General features: G+C 66.3%; 15 protein-coding genes, 4 tRNA genes and 3 pseudogenes. 5 read left to right on the top strand and 17 right to left on the bottom strand.

Annotated features, from left to right (window positions below; all coding sequences use genetic code 11):
- Positions 1-96 precede the first annotated feature (96 nt).
- From nrfD to fdh, 3 genes are read right to left on the bottom strand one after another with little or no spacing between them, the layout of a single operon-like run.
- Complete coding sequence (gene nrfD, locus ABIB25_RS17415) at positions 97-1,188, bottom strand: NrfD/PsrC family molybdoenzyme membrane anchor subunit (protein WP_502919838.1); 1,092 nt, start codon at positions 1,186-1,188, stop codon at positions 97-99.
- Positions 1,185-2,093 carry a 4Fe-4S dicluster domain-containing protein gene (locus ABIB25_RS17410; protein ID WP_354529745.1) on the bottom strand — a complete coding sequence of 303 codons (909 nt, stop codon included), beginning with the start codon at positions 2,091-2,093 and terminating at the stop codon, positions 1,185-1,187. Before ABIB25_RS17410 ends, nrfD begins: the two co-directional genes overlap by 4 nt.
- On the bottom strand, positions 2,090-5,395 hold the full coding sequence (gene fdh, locus ABIB25_RS17405) for a formate dehydrogenase (RefSeq protein ID WP_354529866.1): 3,306 nt from the start codon (positions 5,393-5,395) through the stop codon (positions 2,090-2,092). Before fdh ends, ABIB25_RS17410 begins: the two co-directional genes overlap by 4 nt.
- Positions 5,396-5,806: 411 nt before the next feature.
- Here fdh and ABIB25_RS17400 point away from each other — a divergent pair.
- Positions 5,807-6,370, top strand: a pseudogene (locus ABIB25_RS17400) (molybdopterin cofactor-binding domain-containing protein); the annotation flags it as partial.
- Positions 6,371-6,394: 24 nt separating this feature from the next.
- On the opposite strand, the gene ABIB25_RS17395 reads toward ABIB25_RS17400, so the two are convergent.
- From ABIB25_RS17395 to ABIB25_RS17360, 8 genes are all read right to left on the bottom strand, one after another.
- Complete coding sequence (locus tag ABIB25_RS17395) at positions 6,395-7,735, bottom strand: MFS transporter (RefSeq protein ID WP_354529744.1); 1,341 nt, start codon at positions 7,733-7,735, stop codon at positions 6,395-6,397.
- 93 nt (positions 7,736-7,828) lie between these two features.
- Positions 7,829-8,941 (bottom strand): FUSC family protein, encoded by a 1,113-nt coding sequence (locus tag ABIB25_RS17390; protein WP_354529743.1) that lies wholly within the window; start codon positions 8,939-8,941, stop codon positions 7,829-7,831.
- A 22-nt stretch (positions 8,942-8,963) separates the two neighbouring features.
- Positions 8,964-10,532, bottom strand: coding sequence for an MFS transporter (locus ABIB25_RS17385; protein ID WP_354529742.1), 1,569 nt, complete (start codon positions 10,530-10,532; stop codon positions 8,964-8,966).
- Between the two features lie 112 nt (positions 10,533-10,644).
- Positions 10,645-10,842 carry a hypothetical protein gene (locus ABIB25_RS17380; protein ID WP_354529741.1) on the bottom strand — a complete coding sequence of 66 codons (198 nt, stop codon included), beginning with the start codon at positions 10,840-10,842 and terminating at the stop codon, positions 10,645-10,647.
- 431 nt (positions 10,843-11,273) lie between these two features.
- Positions 11,274-11,345: transfer RNA gene (locus tag ABIB25_RS17375), tRNA-Val, on the bottom strand.
- Between the two features lie 92 nt (positions 11,346-11,437).
- Positions 11,438-11,508: transfer RNA gene (locus ABIB25_RS17370), tRNA-Cys, on the bottom strand.
- A 40-nt stretch (positions 11,509-11,548) separates the two neighbouring features.
- A tRNA-Gly gene (locus tag ABIB25_RS17365) sits at positions 11,549-11,621 on the bottom strand.
- A 159-nt stretch (positions 11,622-11,780) separates the two neighbouring features.
- Positions 11,781-12,224: an SsgA family sporulation/cell division regulator gene (locus ABIB25_RS17360; protein ID WP_354529740.1), complete on the bottom strand. Its 444-nt coding sequence runs from the start codon at positions 12,222-12,224 to the stop codon at positions 11,781-11,783.
- 253 nt (positions 12,225-12,477) lie between these two features.
- On the opposite strand from ABIB25_RS17360, the gene ABIB25_RS17355 reads away from it, so the two are divergent.
- Positions 12,478-12,552: transfer RNA gene (locus tag ABIB25_RS17355), tRNA-Val, on the top strand.
- A 63-nt stretch (positions 12,553-12,615) separates the two neighbouring features.
- Here the strand turns inward: ABIB25_RS17355 and ABIB25_RS29235 are convergent.
- Complete coding sequence (locus tag ABIB25_RS29235; protein ID WP_502919837.1) at positions 12,616-12,741, bottom strand: hypothetical protein; 126 nt, start codon at positions 12,739-12,741, stop codon at positions 12,616-12,618.
- Between the two features lie 554 nt (positions 12,742-13,295).
- Entirely contained in the window at positions 13,296-14,072 is a 777-nt protein-coding gene (locus ABIB25_RS17345) for a CPBP family intramembrane glutamic endopeptidase (protein WP_354529738.1), read from the bottom strand.
- 218 nt (positions 14,073-14,290) lie between these two features.
- On the opposite strand from ABIB25_RS17345, the gene ABIB25_RS17340 reads away from it, so the two are divergent.
- The gene (locus ABIB25_RS17340; RefSeq protein ID WP_354529737.1) at positions 14,291-15,307 is read left to right on the top strand and encodes an NAD(P)H-binding protein; all 1,017 of its coding nucleotides are present in this window, start codon (positions 14,291-14,293) and stop codon (positions 15,305-15,307) included.
- Between the two features lie 630 nt (positions 15,308-15,937).
- On the opposite strand, the gene ABIB25_RS17335 is transcribed toward ABIB25_RS17340, so the two are convergent.
- The gene (locus ABIB25_RS17335; RefSeq protein ID WP_354529736.1) at positions 15,938-16,618 is read right to left on the bottom strand and encodes a cutinase family protein; all 681 of its coding nucleotides are present in this window, start codon (positions 16,616-16,618) and stop codon (positions 15,938-15,940) included.
- A 1,126-nt stretch (positions 16,619-17,744) separates the two neighbouring features.
- On the opposite strand from ABIB25_RS17335, the gene ABIB25_RS17330 reads away from it, so the two are divergent.
- Positions 17,745-18,515, top strand: a complete 771-nt coding sequence (locus ABIB25_RS17330; RefSeq protein WP_354529735.1) for a carbon-nitrogen hydrolase family protein — start codon at positions 17,745-17,747, stop codon at positions 18,513-18,515.
- An 87-nt stretch (positions 18,516-18,602) separates the two neighbouring features.
- On the opposite strand, the pseudogene ABIB25_RS17325 reads toward ABIB25_RS17330, so the two are convergent.
- The 3 genes and pseudogenes from ABIB25_RS17325 to ABIB25_RS17315 all read right to left on the bottom strand — a co-directional run.
- Positions 18,603-19,160, bottom strand: a pseudogene (locus ABIB25_RS17325) (alpha/beta hydrolase); the annotation flags it as partial.
- Positions 19,161-19,299: 139 nt separating this feature from the next.
- On the bottom strand, positions 19,300-19,686 hold the full coding sequence (locus ABIB25_RS17320) for a DUF6328 family protein (protein WP_354529865.1): 387 nt from the start codon (positions 19,684-19,686) through the stop codon (positions 19,300-19,302).
- Positions 19,687-19,765: 79 nt separating this feature from the next.
- Positions 19,766-19,816: pseudogene (locus ABIB25_RS17315) on the bottom strand (hypothetical protein); the annotation flags it as partial.
- A gap of 645 nt (positions 19,817-20,461) precedes the next feature.
- On the opposite strand from ABIB25_RS17315, the gene ABIB25_RS17310 reads away from it, so the two are divergent.
- On the top strand, positions 20,462-20,716 hold the full coding sequence (locus tag ABIB25_RS17310) for an ANTAR domain-containing protein (protein WP_354529734.1): 255 nt from the start codon (positions 20,462-20,464) through the stop codon (positions 20,714-20,716).
- Positions 20,717-21,142 lie beyond the last annotated feature (426 nt).

Genomic DNA, 21,142 nt, shown 5'->3' with positions numbered 1-21,142 from the left:
GAGGGCATGGGCCGCGGCTTTCACCGCGTAGTTGGTAGCGGCGGCCCGCACGATCTCGTGGAGGAGGGCGGCAAGTTCGGTGAGTGCGTGCTGCCTCTACCGCGCAGCCGCCTTGCGGGCGTCGAGACGCTCGCGCTGTGGGACGACGGTGTACTTCGGATCCCGGGCCGACTCCTGTCCGGCGTGGAAGATGCCGAAGCGGGTGAAGGCGGAGCCGGCGAGCAGCGCGACACCACCCACCGCAGAGACGATGCGGCTGCGGCCGCCGAGGGCAGCGGCGACGGCACCGATCGCAGTCAGCAGGTGACTGGCCCGCATCAGCCTTCCCGGCCGACCCTGGTGCAGCGGCTCGGCGGTGAGGCCCATGGACTTCTCCATCACCCGGCCGGCGGCCAGTTCGAGCAGAGCGCCACCGACGGCCAGCTTCCGGGCCGGGCCCGAGTCACGTCCGGAGGCGCCGAGCAGACCGAGCCCACCGGCGGCTGCGGACGCGGAACCGACGAAGACAAAGGGCATCTCACGGTAGGCCTCGTGCCAGCTGGGAGTGGCGGTGTCCGCCAGCAGGACCGCCGTGTAGGCAGCGACGGGCGGCGCCATCAGGGCGGCGGCCAGACCAGCCGGCCGGGCCAGGAAAGACACGACGCCGACAACCGGACGCGGCAGGATCCGGACGAGCGGCGCGAGTTCGGCGGCCCCGGCCAGCATCGCCAGCGGCCCGTAGCCGGTCAGGATCCAGGTGCCGACCGACATCGGCGAGGTGGGTTTGACGACTCGGAGCATGTTGACGAAACGAGACGGGCGGCCGAGATCGTGTACCAGCGCGGCGAAGCTGAGACCGATGCCGAGCAAAGCCCCGATCCGGCCGGTGCGGCGCAAGGTGGACCGTCCGGTCAGGTCCGCGCCGGCCGCCAGCAACGAGGATCCAGCGGCGAGGCCACCGAGGAACAGGTACGCCGGGATGTCCGCCTCCCACGGCGAGGCCTTGACCACCGGGCGGCCGTAGTAGGACGTGAAGGTGGCGTCGGGCACCATCTTTCGCTCACCGCCGCGCCCGCCGCCGCCCCGGCGACCACCGCCACCACCCCTGCGTCCGCCGCCGCGACGGGGATCGGTACGCCGCGCGCCCGATCCGGCCTTCGCATCGGTGAGTTCCTCCGGAGCCTTGAAACCCTTGTCCGCGGTGCTCATCTGCGTCGCCCCAGGAACGACATGGCGGCACCGGCCAGCAGTGCACCCGCGGCCATCGCGGCCCGGCGCCACATGTCGGGCAGGTCGCGCGTGGTGACGATCGGGTCCGGCGGCAGCCCGTAGACCTCCGGTTCGTCGAGCAGCAGGAACATCGCGCCGGCGCCGCCGACGCCGTCGTCCGGGTCCTCGCCATACAGACGGGCCTCCGTGACGCCGTCCGCATGCAGGCTCGCCAGCCGGGTGGCGGCACGCTCCCGCAATTCGTCGACGTCACCGAACTGGATGGACTGGGTCGGGCAGGCCTGTGCGCAGGCCGGGGTCTGGCCGTCACCGATCCGGTCATAGCACAGCGTGCACTTCTGGGCGACATTGGCGTTCTTGACCGTCTTGTCGCCGATCCGCCGATCGATGACGCCATAGGGACAGGCCGGAACGCAGTAGCCGCAACCGTTGCAGATGTCCTCCTGCACGACCACGGTGCCGAACTCCGTCCGGAACAGCGAGCCGGTCGGGCAGACGTCGAGGCACGCCGCGCTGGTGCAGTGCTTGCAGACGTCCGAGGACATCAGCCAACGGAAGTCCGTCGCGTCACCCGGATCAGCCTGCTGCCCGGGGAGATCGAACGACGGCATCCCGAGATCCACTGCGGGAGCGGCACTCGCCTTCCGCCCCGGCTGCTCGATGAAAGCCACGTGCCGCCAGGTGCTGGCCCCGAGTGCGCCGGTGTTGTCGTAGGAGGACCCCAGCAGATTCAGTCCGTCCTCCGGGACTCCGTTCCATTCCTTGCAGGCGACCTCGCACGCCTTGCACCCGATGCAGATCGAGGTGTCGGTGAAGAAACCCTTGCGCGCAGGCGGATCCGACCATCCCGAACGCACCGCCGGATCTGGGAGTGAGGTGGTCACTGTTCACCATTCTCTGCGGGTGTGTGCGGGCGTTCGTCCGAATCCGACAACGGACTCGGCTGATCCCCGGGCCGGGTGCGCTGCTGGTTGCCGGTCGCTGTGGTGATGCCGGCCCGTTCGCGGTACTCGCGCACGAAGTCGAGCAGTGCAGGGCCTCTCGGCCGGCGCCCGGGCTGGATGTCGCAGGAGGACACCTTGCTCTCCTGGATGTGCACGTTGGGATCGAGCGTCACGCCGAACAGGTCGTTGGCCGAGTCCCCGCTGACCAGCGCATCGCCTCCGACGCCCCAGTGGTAGGGCAGCCCGATCTGGTGCACCGTGTGACCGTCCACCGTCAGCGGCACCACCCTTTCCGTGATCATGACCCGCGCCTCGATGGCGCTCCGGGCCGTCACGATGGTCGCCCAACCCAGGTGCTCGAGTCCGCGTTCGGCAGCCAGCGCCGGCGAGATCTCGCAGAAGAAGTACGGCTGCAACTCGGCCAGGTACGGCAGCCAGCGACTCATCCCGCCGGCGGTGTGGTGCTCGGTCAGTCGATGCGTGCTGAACACGTACGGGTAGACCTCGGATCCGGGTGTGGCGCCCGACGGGTTCGAGTAGTTGTCCTTGCGCGGGAACACCTGTCGCGTCGGGTTCGCCTGCTGGCGGTAGAAGGGATTGGTCACCGGCGATTCGTGCGGCTCGTAGTGCGACGGCATGGGTCCGTCCAGCAGGCCGGTGGGAGCGAACAACCACGCCTTCCCGTCGCCCTGCATGATGAAGGCGTCGTCGCCGGCCAATCCGTCCGGTCCGCCGGTGCCGGGTTCGGGCCGGTGATCGGGAGCCGTCGTCGGTGGGAAGTCCGGGATGTCGTGCCCGGTCCACTTCTTCGCCTCGGCATCCCACCAGACGAGCGCCTTCGCCTCGCTCCAGGGCTTGCCGTCCGGGTCGGCCGAGGCGCGGTTGTAGAGGACCCGTCGGTTCGCCGGCCACGCCCAACCCCATTCCGGCGCGACCCAGGTTTGCTCCTGGCCGGGCTTGCGCCTGGCCGACTGGTTGACGTCGTCGGCGTACACACCGGTGTAGATCCAGCAGCCGCCGGCAGTGGAACCGTCCGCCTTCATCTCGGTGTAGGAGCTCAGCAGTTGACCCGCTTTGTCGCCGGACAGGTGTGAGCCGTTGATCTCTCGCAACACGGCGTCGGCCGAAGCGGCGTCGGACCCCTCCTCGCCGTAGTTCCAGGTCATGTCCTGCAGTGGCCGGTCGCGCTGCTGGCCGGACCCCCGGACGCCCTCCTGCATCAGCTGCCCGAGCCGGAAGAAGAAGTCGAGATCGCTCTCGCACTGTCCGGGCGGCTCGACCGCCTTGTGGTGCCACTGCAGCAGACGCTGGGTCTGGGTGAAGGTCCCGTCCTTCTCCACGTGCGAGGCGGCGGGGAAGAAGAAGACCTCGGTCCCGATGTCCTCCGTGACGAGTTCGCCGGTCTCGATCTCCGGTGAGTCCTTCCAGAAGGTCGCCGTCTCGATCATGTTGAGATCGCGTACCACCAGGTACTTCAGGTGGGACATGGCCAGCCGCTGCAGTTTTCCGTGCGCCGACCCCACTGCCGGGTTCTGGCCGAGCACCAGATAGCCCTCGATCTTGTCCGCCATCATGTCCATGACGGTCTGGTAGGTACCGTGATCGCCGGTCAGTTTCGGGAGGTAGTCGAAGCAGTAGTCGTTCTCGGCCGTCGCGGCGTCACCCCAGTAGGCCTTGAGCAGGCTGACGGTATAGGTGTCCGCCTTGGTCCAGAAACCCTTCTGCGCCGGGCTGGAGATCGTCTTCAGGTACGCGGCAAGGTTCTCGTGCACGCCGACCTTGGGCATCGGCAGGTAGCCCGGCAGCAGGTTGAACAGCGTCGGGATGTCCGTCGAGCCCTGGATGCTGGCGTGTCCGCGGAGCGCGAGGATGCCACCGCCCGGCCGGCCCATGTTGCCCAGCAGCAACTGGATGATGGCCGCTCCCCGGATGTACTGCGCGCCGACGGAATGGTGGGTCCAGCCGACCGAGTACACCCAGGCCGTTGTCTTCTCGCGCCCACTGTTCTCCACCACTGCGCGGCAGACCTTCTCGAAGTCGGCCGGTGGTACGCCGCACGTCTGGTGCACCATCTCCGGTGTGTACCGGGAGTAGTGGCGCTTCAGTACCTGGAAGACGGACCTCGGGTGCTGCAGAGTCTCGTCCCGGTGGGCGTTCTCGTGGTTGGCGTTGGGGGCGCTCGCCGAGTTCCGGATGTCGTTCTCGGTGCCGCTGGCGGCGGAGATCGAGTTGCCGGCTTCGTACTGCCAGGACGCGGTGTCGTAGGTGGCGCTGTCCTGGTCGTACCCGGAGAAGACGCCGTCGAGGTCGTCGACGTCCTGGAAGTCCTCCCGGAGAATGGTGGCAGCGTTGGTATAGGCCACCACGTAATCGCGGAAGTACGCCTCGTTGGACAGGATGTAGTGCACGATCCCACCGAGGAAGGCGATATCGCTACCGGCCCGCAACGGGACGTGTTGGTCCGACACCGCCGAGGTGCGGGTATATCGCGGGTCGACGTGGATGATCCTGGCGCCGCGCGCCTTCGCCTCCATCACCCATTGGAATCCGACCGGATGGCACTCGGCCATGTTGGAACCCTGGATGACGATGCAATCCGCGTTCGCCAGGTCCTGCTGGAATCCGGTGGCACCACCGCGGCCAAGTGAGGCTCCCAGACTGGGAACCGTGGCGCTGTGTCAAATACGCGCCTGGTTTTCGATCTGCACCGCGCCCATGGCGGTGAACAGCTTCTTGATGATGTAGTTCTCTTCGTTGTCCAGGGTGGCCCCGCCGAGGCCGGCGATCCCCATCGTCCGGTTCAACCGGCGGCCCTGGTGGTCGGTCTCCTGCCAGGTGCGTGCCCGGGTGTCCAGCATCCGCTGGGCCAGCATCGTGGTGGCCGTGTGCAGGTCGATGGTCTCCCACTCGGTGCCGAACGGCTTGCGATACAACACTTTCTGCTGCCGACCGGGTGAGTTGACGAGCTGCTCGCTGGCCGAGCCCTTGGGGCACAGCCGACCGCGGGAGATCGGCGAATCCGGATCGCCCTCGATCTGCACGACACGTTCGTCCTTGACGAACACCTTCTGCCCGCAGCCGACGGCGCAATAGGGACAGATGCTCTTGACCACCCGGTCGGCCGTGGAGGTGCGAGGTGTGATGGCCTCGGTGTGCGCAGATGTGACGGCAGCGCCACGACCGAGATGGTCGGGGCCGCGCAGCTGTCGTACCACCGGCCACGACAGGAACGTGCGCTTCAGATCCCGCTTGAACTCCACGATCCCACCTCACATCCCGGCTCGCCGACGACGTTGATCACTGCGATCACGCTGCTGACGCCAAGGTAGCACCGGGCCGGGTGGGCCGCCGGTATCTGCGGGGCCGCCGGTATCTGCGGGGCCGCCGGTATCTGCGGGGCCGCCGGTATCTGCGGGGCCGCTGGTATCGGGGTCCTGGCACGGCCTGCCGTATCCCGGCATGGCCCGCACGCGTTGCCAGGATCCTGCGCACCTTGCCAGGACCCAACCGCAACGTCGGCGGCACGCGCGCGGTTTGCCCGCCCCAGCGCTGGGTACCGAGCTGGGCGCACGGCCTGTCACGTCGGAGGGTCGAACAGGGTGAAGGAAGGTCCGCATGATTCCCGAGGTTGTCTCCGTGAGCTTGCAGGTGACCGAATCCTCGGTATCTGCCACGACACGGTCGAGCAGTCTTCCATCGCGGTGGAATTTGCCGAGCAGGCCGGCGAGGCGACCCGTCACAGGTACGGGGCGCCGGACCGTGTCGTCACGCATCGCCTTGCGCGCCTCAACGTCCCGACGCCCAGCTGGATGCGAGCCCCGGGGGAGTGCCCTGGCATGTTCGCGCTCGAGTCCGCCGTGGACGAGCTCGCGGCCGCCGCCGGGATCGACCCGGTCGAACTGCGGATCCGCAACGAGCCCGAGATCGACCCGGCGAGCGGAGAACCGTTCAGCAGCAGGCACTACGGGGACTTCGGGAATCATGACCTCGCCGAGTACCACGTGGCGGTGAACGCCGACGTCACCGAGATCGAGGCGCACTGGCTCGACGAGTTCGACGACGACCTGACACCCATGGGCGGCAAGGGGATCGGCGAGATCGGCATCGTCGGCGCTGCGGCTGCGGTCGCCAATGCGGTCGCCCACGCCACCGGTCACCGGGTGCGCAGTCTGCCGATCACTCCGGCCAAGCTCCTGGGCGCCGTGGCTGGCTTCTGACTGCTGCCGGGACGGCCGGACCGCCTACTGCGCTCTGACCCCGGCGGTCGGGCGGCTCCGGCCGCCCAGGGCGTACCAGCCCGCACCGATCGTCCCGACGGACAGCGCGGCAGCGCTGGCTGCCAGCGACCAGTGCACGCCGATGGCCGCGCCGAGAATCCCGACGGTGAAACCACTTCCGGCTCGGAGCCCGTTGGCCGACACCCCGTAGACGCCGATGATCCGGCCCCGCTCGCCGGGTGGCGCCAGCAGCTGCACCACGGTCTGGCCGATCGACGTCGCCGCCAGGATGGTGACGCCACCGATTGCCAGCATGACGATGGCGACGGCGTAGGTGTTGGTCAGCGCGAACCAGAAACTGCTCAGGCCGTAGATCAGCGTGGTGATGACAGCGGCCTTCACCGTCGGCTTGATCCAACCGGTGGCCTCCAGCACGATGCCGCCGAGCACGCCGCCGGCCCCGTTGGCGAAAAGCAGGACACCGTAGGCGAGTCCGGCGTCACCGGCACCCAGATCGCCCGCGAAGATCGGCATCGAGGACTGCAACGACGCCCCGACGAAGAAGGACGCAAGGCCGGCCAGGACCAGCAGGCTGACCAGGGTGTGGTTGGTCCGCAGTTGCCGGATCATCCGCACCGAGGCCATCACTCCGACGCGGGCCCGGGGAATGACGCCGTCGCGGGTGTGGCCGGTGAACCTGGTGCGGAACAGGAAAAGGGTCAGCGGCAGGTAGAACAACACGTTGACGAAGATGCCGGCGGTCGGGCCAAGACCCAGCAGCAGCACCGAGCCGACGACCGGACCGAACAGAACACCGAGGCTGCGGAAGGTCGCGTTGAGCCTGACGGCACTGGGCAGTTCGTCATCGCCCACGAAGTCGTGCAGCATCAACTGCTCGCCCGGTCCCCAGAGGGAACCGGCGCCACCGTGCAGCACCAGCAGCACGCAGGCCTCCCAGATCTGCAGGGAGTCGGTGAGGAAGAGGACGCCCCACGCCACGGACACCAGCATGAACAGCGCCTGGGCGGCCTGGATGAGGCGCCGGCAGTCGTGCCGGTCGGCGAGCGAGCCGAAGTAGACCGAGAAGAGCAGGAACGGGACCCAGTGGCTGATCACCTGGAAGCCGGCGAGGGCCGGGGAGTGGAACTTCTGCCACAGCACCCAGTAGGTGATGACGTGCTCGATGTTGTCGGCCATCATGGCCAGCGCGGCGCCGAACAGGTAGGGCCGGCAGTCCTTGTTGCGCAGCGCCGCGAACTTGGCCGGCGACTTCGAGAATCCCGGCGTCACGGGGGATTCGGGTGCTACCGCGGCGACGGCCTCGGGCTCGGCGACGTGAGCGGAGATACCGCAGGCTGCGCACACGCAGATCCCTCTTCTCTCGTTGTCGGGGCGGCCGCACTCCGCGGGGCGGAGCGTCGTCGGGCCGGCCTCAGACTAGCGACGAAAGAACCGGGTTCAGGCGACGGGGAAGCCGAGTTCCGTGTCGACCCGGTTCAGCACCGCGGTGTCGTCGTTGCCGGCTCCGCGGAGCAGATCGATCGTCATCGACCGGAGTTGCCCGACGATCATGATCACCGGCAGCGGCAGCGGCTGCCGCGCGGACAGCAGGGTGCGGGAGATGGCGATCGCCGCCATCGCCTCCGTCTCCAGCGCAGCCCGGGCCGCCTCCGAGGTCGCGGAATCGAGCCGGAGTTCGGCGACGAGGGCATCGGCGAGATGGTCGGCCGCCTGCTGGAGATGACGCAGCGCCTTGGGCAGGTCAGTGGTCACCGGTGTCGGCCACCGCGTCAACGTCAGCGAGGCCCTGGCCAGCACCCGCCCGCCGCGGACGACGTAGTCCAACTGCCGCGCCGCGGCGAGAACTGCCTTGACGTCGTCGCGCCGCTGCCTTCGGAATGGGTCCAGCTGCAACGATTCCCGGGCGCCCGCGGCGGCGTTCTGCAGACGGTCGGCGGCGGCATCGGTGGTCCTGGCGTCGGCCAGCGCTTCGGACGCGAGCTCCGGATCCTGGTGTTCGATCGCATCCGCTGCTGTCCCGATCACGTGGGCGATGCGTTCGCAGATGGTACGGATCTGGAGGATCACCGGCCCGAACGGGTCGCGGGCGGCACCGATCTGGCTGATGACGAGGGCGATCCCCCCGCCGACCAGCGCGTCGATGAATCGAACCGGCACCAGGGTCTGGGTGGGTGGCGAAACCACCGCGACGTACAGGGCCGACACGGTCGCCTGGACGACGACGACCGGGCCGGCATCAAGCGCGGTAGTGGCGGTCAGAGTGAGCACGATGAGGACGAAGATCGTCAGCGTCGGCCAGGGCGCGAGCAACTGGGCCACCAGATCGGCCAGCAGCACCCCGCCGGCCACCGCGAGCAGCACTTCGGCCGCTCGGCTGATCCGGGCTCCGCGAGCCTGGGACAGCACGATGATCGTCGCCGCCGGGGCGAAGAACGGCTGGTGGTGCCCGATCAGCCGGGTGGCCACGATCCAGGCCAGGGTGGCGCCGGCGGTCGCCTCGAGCAGTGGAAGCCAGCCGAGACGGAGCCGCTGCCCGAGTTTTGCGATCATGGGCCCCATTCAACGCGGTCGGTCAGTGTGCGCTCTGCTGGGCGAAGTCCTTGGTGCGGATGGCGACGAACGCCACGACAGCGGACACCAGGACGATGCAGGCCGCGACCAGCAGGATGCGGTCAAGTCCATTGGTGAAGGCGGCTTTGGCGAGTTCGGCCACCCGTCCGCGCAGCGCAGCCGGCAGCGACTGCATCGTCTGTCCCACGGCGCCGGACTGGATCGCAGTCGCGATCTCCGGCCCCTTCCCGGCCAGTCCCGGGACGGCAGCCGTCGCCGACATCACCTGATCCGTCACCCGGCTGCTGAAAAGCGTGCCCAGCAGGGCGATTCCGGTCGCGATGCCGACCTGGCGGAAGGTGGAGTTGATACCGGACGCCATGCCGGCCCGACCGGGCTCGACGACGCCGACCGCCGTCGAGGCCAGTGGCGGATTGACCATCCCGATCCCGGCTCCCGCAATGATCAGACCGGGGATCAGATGCGTCCACGTCGAGGTGGCGTCGAGCCCCCGCATCAGCAGCAGGCCGATGCCGACCAGCAGAAGCCCTGGTCCGATGAGGAATCGGACCGGCACGTGGGAGGTGAGCCGGCCGGCGACCGCTGAGGTGGCCAGGATTCCTCCGGACAGGACCAGCAGTCGGAGACCGGTCTGGAAAGCGTTGTATCCCAGTACATCCTGTACGTAGAGGACCAGGTAGAGCAGCAGCGCAAAGATCGAGGCGCTCAGCCCGAAGGCGGCGACGGCGCCACCGGTGAACGTCGGCAACCGGAAGAGGGACAGATCGAACATCGGGGAGTCGGCTCGCAGTTCGCGGATGACGAAGGCCAGCATCAGCACTCCGGCGGCGGCGAGGCAGCCGATCACCAAAGAATCGCCGAACGACTTCTCGTTCGACTCGATCAGTCCATAGACCGGGGACGACAGCGCCAGGGTGAAGATCACGAAGCCGATCCAGTCGGGGCGACGTGCCTTCTCCGCCTTGGACTCCGCCACCCGGAGAACGCAGATGACGACCGCGAGGACGCCGATCGGTAGGTTCACGAAGAAGATCCAGCGCCACGACAGACCGGTCGTCAGGGCTCCGCCCAGCAGCGGACCGATCGCGACAGCGAGGCCGGTGATGGCGCCCCAGACGCCGAAGGCGACACCTCTGTCCTTGCCGCGGAAAGCATCTGCGAGCAGGGCCAGCGATACCGAGAACATGATCGCCCCGCCGACCCCCTGCAGTCCACGGCCCAGTTGCAGCAACAACGTGGTGCCCGCCACACCGCACAGCAACGACGCCACCGAGAACAGGATGAGCCCGATGACGTACAAACGGCGACGCCCGAACAGATCGGCCAGGCTTCCGGAGGTGAGCAGCAGGGCGGCGAGCGTCAGGGCGTACGCGTCGACGACCCACTGCAGGCCCGAGAACGACGTGTCGAGCGAGTTCTGGATGTCGGGAAGGGCCACGTTGACGATGGTGACGTCCAGCAGCAGCATGAACGTCCCGAGGCAGACCGCGACGAGGGTCCACCACTTGTGGGGCTGCGGACCGGCCTGCTGCTGGGCGGGTTGGGCCTCTCGGACGTGCAGTGGGGGCATGGGACGTCTCCTGACGACTGTGGTCCGAGTGCGGACCAGAGATCCTTACCCTTCTGGCAGCACGGTCATGCCAGGAGGTCGGTTCGCGTCACACAGGCGGAGAGCATGACCGTCAACCGTCGTGCAGGTCGGTCTCGACACGAGCGACGCGGATGAGACGCCCGGAGCGCCAGACCACCCACCGACCGTCGGTGAAGTGGACGACATGTCGGTTGATCCCGGGGATCGCGGACGGGTAGGAACGGATCGCAGCCACCTCGTTGAACCCGGCCGAGGTTCCGAAGCCGAAGGACGGTCGCCGTATCGACACGACGTCTCCAGGCTGCAGGTGATCGACGCGCTTGTTGCCGAGCCGCGGGCGGAGGGCGATGGCGAACCTTCCCGATGAGAAAGGCCCCCGGATCAGCGCTTCCGCCGATCAGGGGCAGTCGTTGGTGATGTGCGACAGGGTGATGATGTTGCGCAGAGCGAGCCGGGAGGGATCTTATAATTCGCACGTCCGGGGCCGGAGTTGGACATCCCGATCGGCGCTACGGTCCGAGATGTCGAGTTACCCCCCCGTTGCTCTCCCCTTCCGACGAGCTCGAGCCATCGTCATGGATGCACTCCGCCCGGCCGGATCGAGATCAGACGGTGGCGAATCTGGTGATCACTCCGGTGTGGGTCCTGAAAACGGGAAAGACCCCACTGCCGGGGGGCGACGGGGTCTTTCGGCGTGACCTGTCTTCGCAGGTCAGATTGTGGGCACTGCAGGGATTGAACCTGCGACCTCTTCCGTGTCAGGGAAGCGCTCTCCCGCTGAGCTAAGCGCCCGGGCATGTCATTCAGTGGAGCGGAAAACGCCGACCCACCTGGTGGAACCGTGTGATGGTGGAGCTTGTGCTGATGGTGCAGCTGCGTTCTCGAGGTGGGAACGGGATTCGAACCCGTGTACACGGCTTTGCAGGCCGTTGCCTCGCCTCTCGGCCATCCCACCGAGCAAGGCACCCCGTCCGCGAGGACGAAGACCCGCATCGAGCGAACGACGGGATTCGAACCCGCGACCCTCACCTTGGCAAGGTGATGCGCTACCAACTGCGCCACGTTCGCACGCCCCCTGAATCGGAAGGGCCTGACGTTGCAGGCTCTCCGTCACTCCCGGGGTGCGATTCAGAACTCTAGCCGACGCAGGAGGCAGGGTCCAAACCGGCGAATCGGACCGGACGGTGCGAGGATCCACCCCTCGGTGGGGACCCTTGCGCCGCCCGGTCAGCTCTGGGAGGCGCCCGGCAGTCGGAGGTCGGCCAGCAACGCGATCTCGCGGTCCAGATCGAAGTACTTCGACTCGGCCCCCAGCGGGACGGCGTCGAGGGTGTCCTGGACGAAGCCGGTGAGCACCTCGGAATCGGCGAGCAGACGGGCCCGGCCGCTGGGGGAGTTGAGCTCGAAGATGATGCCGGCGTGGCACGGGAACACCTGCACATCGCCTGTACCGGCCGGGGCACTGAGACCGTTGACCAGCAGTTCCCTTGAGAAGACCCACTCGACGGCCGGGGCGGACGCAACGGAGAACACCACCCGGACGGCGAACGGATCGCGGCTGTGGAAGTTCAGCTCGGCGTCGACTGCGATGTCCGAGGATTCCGCGATCAACGTCATCCCGGTACGAGCGATCACGGTGTGGTGGCGAAGGGCGGTGGGCTGAGTGGTCATTTTCGTGCTCCTGTCGGTCTCGGGCTGGCTGTCCGTCGGATGCTCCGATGACCTGCTTCTGAGTGGTGTTCGTTGCAGAGGAGACGAAGGTGGTCCCGACTCATCACGCAGCGAACGTAGATTCACCCGGTCGGTCGATCCGACTCGTTCTCGAACGCGCTCAGTGACCGTCGGACGAGGCGTACGGGGCTGTCCGTGGATCGGGTATTGTGATGCTGCGCAGTAGGTGGTGCCCCGAGAGTTCTTGACTCCCGGGCGATTAGCTCAGTGGGAGAGCGCTTCGTTCACACCGAAGAGGTCCGGGGTTCGAAACCCCGATCGCCCACCAGCGTCACCCCAGGTCAGAGCCGGTTCCGAATTTTTTCGGGGCTGGCTCTTTCCCGGTCCGTGCTCACATCCTGCCCACAACCTGGCGTGATGCTGCGTGATCGAGCGCGACCGCAATCGCGTCCAGGTCGTCGGGGAACAGGCCGTTATACACGTCCAGGGTCATGGCCGCGGACTTGCGGCCGAGCATCGATTGAAAGATTCAGCGCCGGCACGAGCACTGATTGCCAGGGACGCGGCGGTGTGTCGGAGGTCGTGTGGGGTGACTGTCGGAAACTGCGGGTCCGCCACCTGGCAGAAGTGCCACAGCGCGTGCGAACACGCGCGGCCGAACCCGGATACCCGCATCATCGCGCCGGTCGCCCCAATGAAGACGACGGCCGGCAAGTCCTCGACCGAATCGGGCAGGAAGCTGACGTGATCCAGACCGACCCTGGTCGATTCGAGCCGATCACACTGAGATCCCACCGGCCGTAGGCCGAGAGAATCTGACCGTTGATGCTGACCGAATATCCGCCGCAGGCCCCGTGCGGATCTTCGCGGACGCCGGCTCGTTGATCTGATCGCTGAAGTCGCTGCCCACTCTTTGCCGAACAGCCAGCGGTAGAAGTCCTTGCTGACACGGACGTGACTGGAACCGGCCGGTGACACCACTGCTGATTTCCGGCTCGTCATGATGGCGAGAATGGCAGAACCCTTTCTGGCTCGGTGACAGGACATCGGGCCCCGATCACCCTGCCGGGTTCAGGTCGAGTGAGGCGACGCGCGTCGGGTCAGCGACGTGGCTTCGGCCCGGAACAGGGGAGGCAGGAAGCGAAGCATGAGCGACGACCACACCGCATGAGTGATGATCGGGGCCTGGACGCCGCCAGTGGCTCGCCGCTGCCAGCCGAACAGTGAGCCCATCACCCCGGCGGCCAACACCAGGGCGGGATTGCGGGTGGCGCACGTCGCGGCAAGGTACAGCGCAGTGGAGATCCGCACCGGGTACTGCTGGCCGACGGCGGCGAACAGTGCGCCGCGGAAGAACAGTTCTTCGGCAGCGCCGTTGAGTACCGTGGTGAGGACGACCAGCGGGGTCGAGCCCTGCTCGGCGAACTGGAGCACGTGCCGGAGCCCGCGGTCCAGGACCGGGATGCGGCGCGCGACGAGCGCCGCGGCGTAGAACACCCCGAACGCGCCGACCCCGGCCAGGACAGGCGCCAACACCGGACGTTTGAGGTTCTGGTGGTGCGAACGCATCCGACCCAGATGCAATGGACCCGAGGCGAACGCCCCGGCCGTCCACGTCGCCGCCACCCCGAACGTGCTCACGTAGAACGCCCGGGAATTGGGTTTGGTCGACAATGCTGCACCCAGAAAACCCGTACCGGTCACCGAGACAGCGGCGACGACGCGCCGGCGATGGGCGAAGGCCGCGTCGGATTCGCGGTGGTCACGGGGAACCTTCTGGGTCATCCAGGTCGGCAGTTGGTCGACCAGGGCTCGCCCGCGTTGGGTCAGATCGTTGATGCGACCCATCAGGCGCGCCCTCTCCGTTGGTGAAACCCTGCCGTCCATAGCCGGGATGATTCCCCGAGGCGACCGGCTCGACACCGTGGTGTCGCGGGAATCCGTCGGCGGGCGCTGTCGGCGAAGTCACCCTCGACGTCCATGGTGGTCCGGGTTCGCCCGGCGCCTCGCAGGGCACCAACCCATGGCGGCCCGCGTCGGGCTGTCCCCTTTCGGAGGAGGATCTGTTGCACGCCCTCATCATTGGCTCCTCCGGTTACGTGGGGTCCCGCCTGGTGGCCCACTTGGCCGCGGCTGGTCACGACGTCACTGCGACCGCAAGGAATCTGGACAAGTTGGCACGGTTCGACTTTCCCGAGTCGGTGCGGCCGGTGGAGATGGACGTCACCAGCGCCGAGTCGTGCCGCAGCGCCCTTGACCAGGTTCCGCACGTCGACGTGGCCTACTACCTGGTGCATTCGATCGGTGGGGACGACTTCGCCGAGCGTGATCTGGACTCTGCCAACACTTTTGCTGCCGCTGCGACCGGAGCCGGCGTCGCCCGCATCGTGTACCTGGGCGGATTCGTCCCTCCGGGCGAGGAGCTGTCGGAGCATCTGGAGAGCCGGGCCGATGTCGGCGAAGCGTTGGACTCCACCCCGGTGGACCTGGTGTGGCTCCGGGCTGCCGTCATCCTCGGCGCCGGGTCCACCAGCTACGAACTGATCCGTTACCTTGCCGAGAGGTTGCCCATCATCCCGCTGCCGAAGTTCATGACGCACCCGGTCGCCCCGATCGCCGTCGACGACGTGCTGCGTTACCTCACCGCTGCGGCTGACCCCGACGTGGTGCCGCCCGGACATTACGACATCTCCAACGGCGAATCCCTGACCTACAGCGACCTGATCAGGCAGTACTCCGAGCACCAGCACCGCCGCAGGTGGTGGGTGCGTCTGCCGTTCATCTCCGCCGGTCTGGCTGCACCGCTGGTGTCGATGCTCACCCCCATTCCCAGGGAAATGGTGGCCGACCTGGTGCAGAGTCTGCGCAACACCATGGACTCGCACGACCACGCCATCAGGGATCTGGTGCCCGACCCGCCGGCGGGTCTGACCATGCTGAGCACTGCCATCGACCGGGCCTCCACCGACAACGGCTTCAAGGCGAGTGGCGTCAGCGAGTCCCCTGACCCGCTGCAACTCACCACCACCGACCCGCAGTGGGCCGGCGGCGACGCCTACCGCAAGGCCAACAACAAGAACTAGCCCCCGCCTTCGCGCGCCGAAGCTGACCGGCCGGCCAATGCGGATGTCCATGCACATACGATCGCAGATCGTCTCAGACCCCATCGGCGTCCCATACCACCCCGAGACAGCAGGTGCTGCAACTTGTTCGGTGTGTCACCACCGCACCGCTGCGCGATCGTCCAGCAGTTCGACCGGTCCAGCCCCGACAGCAAACCCAGCATCATCGCGGCCGCATGACAGGCCGGTTCGTACCGAGAAAACCGCGGCCGGATCCGATCCATGAGCGCGCCGGACTCATCCCACCAACGGTCGGGATCTATGCTGTGTTCCGCGGCCAGCGCGGTGATACTTGTCGTCTTCACAACCACCAATGATCACCCGTCGGCCGCTCTGACCTGGTACAACACGCCCACAAGCCCGACGTACAGCGGTAGTACCACGCAGTTGAGACGGCCGATGTGGCTCGTAAACGGATCGGCTTGCGTCGGTGAGGATGGTGGCAGCGAGAAGTCTGCGGCTCGCCGAGTGTCGACTTCATGAACGCTCCGTCGCGATATGCGGCCGTGCGCTCGCTCGAAGGAGCATCTGGGATCGCCGGTTGCAGCCGGTTGCGGCGTTCGGCGCCCGTTGGTCAAAAAGAAGGAGAGATCAGCCGGCGATCTTGGCGGCGGCGAACTGGGCCCCGGTGGTGGTGCTGCCGTTGCTTGCGTACTGAAGGTGCGCAGCGAAGTTGTAGCCGCCACCGCAGACAGGATCACCGTTGTTGCAGAACGACTTTGCCCTCGAGCCGTACGGTGCGCTGGCCGTCTCGATGGTCTGCCGTTGCAGGCCCAACGGGTTGCCGAACACCACCACTGCTTTGACCCTGGGCGCCACGGCGGCGGGTAGAACTGCGCCGGAGCCGCTGCTGGATGTGCGGAGGCCGATCGCGTTGTCGATGACGGTGGCACCCTGGGAATACCCGCCCAGCACGAACACCGTGCTGGGACACGCGGCTGCGACCGACGTGACATGGTTGACCAGGTCGATCGAGCCCGGGCCGGCACTGCTCTGGCTGGTGTTCGCCGCGTAGTCGACGGCGTAGGTACTGACGGAGCGTCCAGGCATGGAGCTGATCAGGCTGGAGGTGAACGGCCGGCCGACGGTACCCAGGCCCGCGGCCTCACCGGTGCCGCGGGCAAAGGATACGTCGACCGCCGAGCAGGTCGCCGCGGATGCGGTGGTGGCGGGAACGACGGCCACCAGACCGGCGGCGATGACGGTGGTAGCGGCGGCGGTGACAAAGCTTTTCCTGATGCGGTTCGGTCGTGCGGTGTGGTGTCGGGTCATGATGCACCTCGATGTGGTCGGTGGACGCCATCTCGTCTGACGGCCCGTAGTGTTCACCCTCGCTGAGGGTATAACGCATCCTACTTTGTCAAAAGCGATGTCAGTCAACCCCCAACGTCGGTAATCAACGGCCAGAACGGCTGTGCCATTTGAAGTTTCATGTAGAGGCTTGCCCTATATTCACACGACTGCAGCTGCATCGTTTCATTACGAATACTCTTTCGGCCTTTATTGGGGGGTGTCACCCGGCTGTGCCTGGCGCGCTGCGTTTGGTCCCCGCAGCGCGCAATCGAGATGGCGGTCCTCGGGTGGGGGAGCGGTGGACTCTACGGTCCCGGCTGGGTCGTGAGCCGGTGCGAGGGATGGTCACGGATCAGGCCGAGGGCGGGACCGCCGAGCTGCAGGGGGTGACCTTGCGAAAGGGCCGCTGACGTCGCCCCGCGGGACGGCAACGGGCGATATTTGATCGCGGGTCCGGCGGAAACCAGCCCGGTAGCGGTGACACCTGCTGCAGTTCGGCCCTGGTCTGGCTCGGGCGTAGATTCGGCGGCGGTCGACGAGCGCCAACGATGAGATCCAGATTCAAGTGCCGGGGGCACCGGTCAGCCAGTTCTCAAGTTTGAGGAAACTGTTGGGGTCAGACGTCGCCCGTCACGGCTCTGGCGATCCATTCGCCGCTGCCTGCACGGACAAGTCGGTATTGTGCATCACGGTAAGGCACCGTGTCCCCCGCCTTTTTGATCGGCTGGGATTTCGAACTCTTGGCCATCATGTTCTCCGCCTCGTACCGTGGCTCCAATCAGGTCTGGTTCTGTCATCCCCGTCGCATCCAAACCGCCCATCGACTACATCGCCGCAGTTCAGCGGCAGGAGCCGCGCAAGGCGCGACAGCCGTAGCAGACGGCGGCAAGTTTCATCAGATGCCAATAGCAGAGGTTTACCCGACATGATTCAAGTTATCAGCGTAGTGGATGGCTACGGAGTCACCCGGCTCGCGAGCTACCACTCCTGGACCAGCCCCCCGACGACCTGTCTCAGGCGAGCACCCCTCGCTGAGAAAAGCTCCGGACCACTCATCTGAGACTCCGAAGTCCGATAGGCCCGCCGGGCTCGCCAAGAGCCCGGCATGGGTCTCGGCGGGGGATCCCCGGATGAGACGTCCGAAGCGTTGTGGGCAGATAGAGTCGCAGGAATGCGCCTTGCCTGCTGGCAGTCCGGCTTGGCCGGAATCGCACCTACCAACGCAGCATGGCGCCGAATGGTCGCCAGGTGCTCGGACAACCACATAGATCTCTTGGTGGCGCCTGAGTTCGCAGTCGGCGGACTACCGCACACCGCCGCCGCCGCGAAAGCTTCGTCCGTGACCGACTCTTCTTCGCTCGCAGGCCTTGTCCAGGGAGCGGCCACATCCCTCGCCCTCGTGGTTGGATTCACGGAGCAATCCGAGACCGGGCTTCACAGTTCAGCCGCACTGGTACTCAACGGGCAGACACGAGTGGTCTCCCGGAAGGTCCATCCACGCGAACCGGGTATCAGCTCTGGCGGTTTGTCGATCACCTTCGACGTGGCAGGAGTTCGATGTGGTGCTCTGCTGTGCGCTGACGCCAGGGACCCGGCGCTGGCTGCCACACTCGCTGCCGATGGTGCGCGGGTACTCATCTGCTTGTTGAACAACGACGTGCGTCACCACACCGCTGACAAGTGGCTTGTGCTGACCGAACGTGCCCTCGCCGATCGAGCGCGCGAGAACCGCTGCTGGGTCATTTCCGCCGACGTAGCTGGTCGGACCTCCCAGCGTCGTGGGCTCGGTGCGACCCGCATCTACGATCCCGCCGGGGACCTAGTCTCCGCCAGCTCAGACGCTCCTGAAACGGGCATCGTGTTTGACTTGCTGTGAACTGCACTGGGTAGGCGCGTCCTGCGACGCCGGGATCTGGTCAGCCGGGAGCATCAATGGCTCAAGTCGTCTCATCTGACGATCCAACTACTGGGCCGCGCGCCGTAGCCACGTCTCGATGTCATCAAGTGCAGCTCTGGCCATGGCTGTGGGGTGGCCGGTGAACCCGTGAGGTGAATCGGGGTAGATGCGGAGATCGACGTCGACTCCGGCCGCTGACAGGCGCCCGGCCATCGCCAGGTTGTCCTGGAGCAGGACGTCATCAGCTCCGATGACGACGAGGAGCGGCGGTAGGCCCGTGAGATCGGCGTAGATCGGGGAGATGTCGGGATGCGTGCGGTCTCGGGCGCAACCGGCATAGGCGTCGAGAAAGTATTCGCCGGAGATCAGACGCCCGGCCGGGGTGTGCCCGCTGAGGTCGTAGGTACCGAACTGCAGCACGGCGGACCCGTATGCCGAGACCTCTGCTTCTCGCAGCCGCAGTAGCGTCGTCAGGGCCAAGGTTGCACCTGCCGAGAAGCCGCCGATGAAGAGATTCGTCGTGCCGAAGCGGTATTCCGCGTGATCAGCGAGCCAGAGCGCCGCGAGTTCACAATCGTCAGGTGTAGCGGGCCAGGGATGTTCCGGAGCCAGTCGGTAGTCGAGCAGGGCAGTCAGTTTCGGTTCGTCACCAGGACGCAGGACCAATGGGGCCGAGATCGACATAACCCATTTTCTCAAACACACACAGTAAAGTCACTTCCGACACGCAACACTAGAAGGCTGGGATCCGGGATGGGGCCGGTCAGCGGGCCCTGTGCAGGTTTGACCGACCAGGCTCGAAGGGAAGGACCAGACCATGCCAAGTGCGCCGAGAAGAACCGGTCCGCTGTGTAAAAATTCCGCGTCCGCGAAGGCCGACGACGAGCCTGCGTCCTGGTGAGCGTCTGGGGTGGGTACGTCCGGGTGGAGCTACGACCATTGGGTCGGCGTGCTCATCCCTGAGCGGCAGCAGGACCCATAGGACGAGAACTGTTGCCGCGGTGAGCGATCCGGCCAGAGTAGCGTTCCCAACAGGAGCCATCCGGTGCGCGGCGAGGACCAGCTCCCGCTGGCCATGACGGCGGAACAAGACGCGGTGCACGGCCACCAGAGCGATCAGGACCATGGTCGAGAAGACCGAGCACGACACCGTGACCAGGTAGAGGGTCTGGGCACTTGCGCTGAGCTTCACAACCTTTGCTGCAGCGGCAGCTTCAAGAGGACCCTGGTCAGCAGTGGACGTCGGTCTGGACCACTCGAAGCTCTTGGAGCAGGTCCGCCCACCTGTCGTCGAGCCGCTCGGCGGCAGTGTCGTCGCGGACGGACCTGTCCCACGACTGGTCGACCGGGTCGTGGTCGGGGGGCGAATCAGCCCTCTGAGTCGTTCGGTGAGTGCGGTGCCGGGCGAGGCATGGAAGGTTTCCCGGTTTGGTCCGCGCGCAGTCTGGTAACCATTTCCTGGCTGCAGGGTGTGTCTCTGCGGCCCAAGGACAAGTGGTCGAGGAAGTGGAACGGAGAGAACGTCAGATGGGAGAGTGTGTTGTGGTCGGCTGCTCGCGGATGGCCGTCGTCATTGCCGGGAAGCCCACGCCTTGGGGGGCGTGGGAGTATCGGGTCTGTGCCACCCACAAGTCCGAGGTCGATGCCGGCGCATTGATTCACGATAATTCCGACGGCCGGACCATCACCCTGAGCAGTGCCACTGACTGATGTCGAGCATTACCAACAGGAATGGGCCAATCGGCTCTACCAGCTCCACACCCCAGTGCTTCGAAAGATGGCGGTCAAGTTTTGAGCGACCAACTCCCCGGCAAGCGGGCTGCCCTTCTCGTGGCGAACGCCGGCGCGGAAAGTGTCGAATTCTGCCAAGGCGTTCGAGGTAGCCGGCTTTCGTTGCCCGGGCGAAAAGGTGGGGGAAGCATGCTATGCATACCGCCCACGCCACTCTGGCCCTGAGCGGGGTACACCAAGCTCGGAACCTGACGGTATGGCTGACAGCTGGGACATGCTCGGCTACACGAAACATGATCGGCTACACGAAAGGGATCTTGATTGAATGCTCCAGACCGACCAGCACCCAAGCGTTCCACACGTTGGTGAGGCTCTCGCAACAGCACAACATCAAGCTCCGCACTGTGTGCGAAAACCTTGCCGCGACCGAAGCCCTCCCCGATCAGTGACAGTCTGAAGGCACGCTTCTGGCACCGGTCCGAATCCAGTGTCGGCAATTGCCCGCTGTGGGATGGTCGGCGAACTTGTTACGTTCCGCCCAATCCGAACACGGACAGGCTCTAGTCGAGTTGCTCGTCATTTTTGCTGATTGCATTCTTGCGCCGTATTTTCTGCCCGCTGCCATAGATCTTGGCCGGACTGGCCGTCCGAGAGCGTTGGATCTTGGACGGCCAGTCCGTCCGAGAGCGCTTCGAACCTGGCTCAACTGGTCTGCATCACGGTGAAACACGCGGCTCGGCTGGGTCGTCGCCGACGATGACGTGCGCGCTCCGTGCAGGTTAGCCTCGCGCTTTCATGCGGGTGCTGAGGTCGGCGTTTCGAAGTAGGCGAAAGGTGCTCTCACCTGCGATAATGATGGCCTCTAAGGTCAACAT

The sequence above is a fragment of the Nakamurella sp. UYEF19 genome (assembly GCF_040546275.1).
GTDB lineage: Bacteria > Actinomycetota > Actinomycetes > Mycobacteriales > Nakamurellaceae > Nakamurella.
This window is presented reverse-complemented; position numbering and strand designations above follow the sequence as displayed.

Coding starts and splice junctions, on each gene's coding strand:
- nrfD (WP_502919838.1), bottom strand. CDS start 1,188: ATGAGCACCGCGGACAAGGGTTTCAAGGCTCCGGAGGAACTCACCGAT.
- ABIB25_RS17385 (WP_354529742.1), bottom strand. CDS start 10,532: ATGCCCCCACTGCACGTCCGAGAGGCCCAACCCGCCCAGCAGCAGGCC.
- ABIB25_RS17335 (WP_354529736.1), bottom strand. CDS start 16,618: ATGACCCGACACCACACCGCACGACCGAACCGCATCAGGAAAAGCTTT.
- ABIB25_RS17390 (WP_354529743.1), bottom strand. CDS start 8,941: ATGATCGCAAAACTCGGGCAGCGGCTCCGTCTCGGCTGGCTTCCACTG.
- ABIB25_RS29235 (WP_502919837.1), bottom strand. CDS start 12,741: ATGCTCGGCCGCAAGTCCGCGGCCATGACCCTGGACGTGTATAACGGC.
- ABIB25_RS17360 (WP_354529740.1), bottom strand. CDS start 12,224: ATGACCACTCAGCCCACCGCCCTTCGCCACCACACCGTGATCGCTCGT.
- ABIB25_RS17345 (WP_354529738.1), bottom strand. CDS start 14,072: ATGGGTCGCATCAACGATCTGACCCAACGCGGGCGAGCCCTGGTCGAC.
- ABIB25_RS17330 (WP_354529735.1), top strand. CDS start 17,745: ATGGGTCTCGGCGGGGGATCCCCGGATGAGACGTCCGAAGCGTTGTGG.
- ABIB25_RS17310 (WP_354529734.1), top strand. CDS start 20,462: ATGCATACCGCCCACGCCACTCTGGCCCTGAGCGGGGTACACCAAGCT.